Here is an 816-nt window from a genome sequence, read left to right as displayed (position 1 = left end):
GCCCTGCGCCAGCGGCCCGCCGCCCCGGCCATCCGCCCCGTGGCACGCGGCGCAGTTCTCCATGAAGAGCGCGCGGCCCGTGGGCAGCTCTGGCTCGGGCAGGGGCATGGCGCAGGCCCCAAGGGCCGCCGCCGCCGCAAATGCCGCCGCCGTGATGTTCGGGTTCATGTCCTGCTCCTTGTCCTTGCGCGGGCCTTGGCCGGCCCTTGTCCCCTCTCTCGCGCGGCCGGCCCGCGGGTGCCTTGATCTGGATCAAGCGACCGCGAAGCCGGGCTTGATCGGGATCAAGGCGCGTCCCCCGCGGTGCTGCCAATCTCGAGGCGCAAACCCGAGAGGAGAACCCCCATGTCCCATGGAACCGTCGCCGTCATGGCCACCGACGCAGCGCTCGACCGCGGCGCCATCGCCACAGCCCTGTCGCTCACCGAAACCGAAGGCGCGCATCTCGACATTCACTGCCTCGGGATCGAGAGCACGCCGCCCGACGCCTTTCTCGCCGGGCCCGCGCTCATGCTGACCCAGCCCGACCGCGAGGCGGCCATCGCGCGCGCAGAAGAGCTGGAACACGAGCTGCGCCGCCTCGTCCCGTCGCATCGCGGCAATGTGCAGCTGCACCGTCAGCGCATCACCGAAGGGATGGTCGGCCGGCAGGTGGGCGAGCTGGCCCGCTTCGCCGACCGCGTCGTCGCCACCGCCCCCTATGGCCCCGAGGCGCGGCCCCTGCAGGTCGCGGTGCTGGAGGCCGCGCTCTTCGCGGGCGGGCTGCCGGTCATCGTCGTGCCCGACGGCGGGGCCGAGATCGCGCCGCGCGCGCAC

At 73.4% G+C, this 816-nt stretch carries 1 protein-coding gene and 1 pseudogene; one reads left to right on the top strand and one right to left on the bottom strand.

The features are described from left to right. The coding region (locus NHG85_RS11970; protein WP_370363018.1) for a c-type cytochrome at positions 1-63 on the bottom strand (63 nt) is incomplete at its 3' end. Positions 64-345: 282 nt separating this feature from the next. On the opposite strand from NHG85_RS11970, the pseudogene NHG85_RS11965 reads away from it, so the two are divergent. Continuing rightward, positions 346-816: pseudogene (locus tag NHG85_RS11965) on the top strand (universal stress protein); the annotation flags it as partial.

Origin of the sequence: Limimaricola litoreus (assembly GCF_024159025.1) — a bacterium.
GTDB classification, from domain to species: domain Bacteria; phylum Pseudomonadota; class Alphaproteobacteria; order Rhodobacterales; family Rhodobacteraceae; genus Limimaricola; species Limimaricola litoreus.
This window is presented reverse-complemented; position numbering and strand designations above follow the sequence as displayed.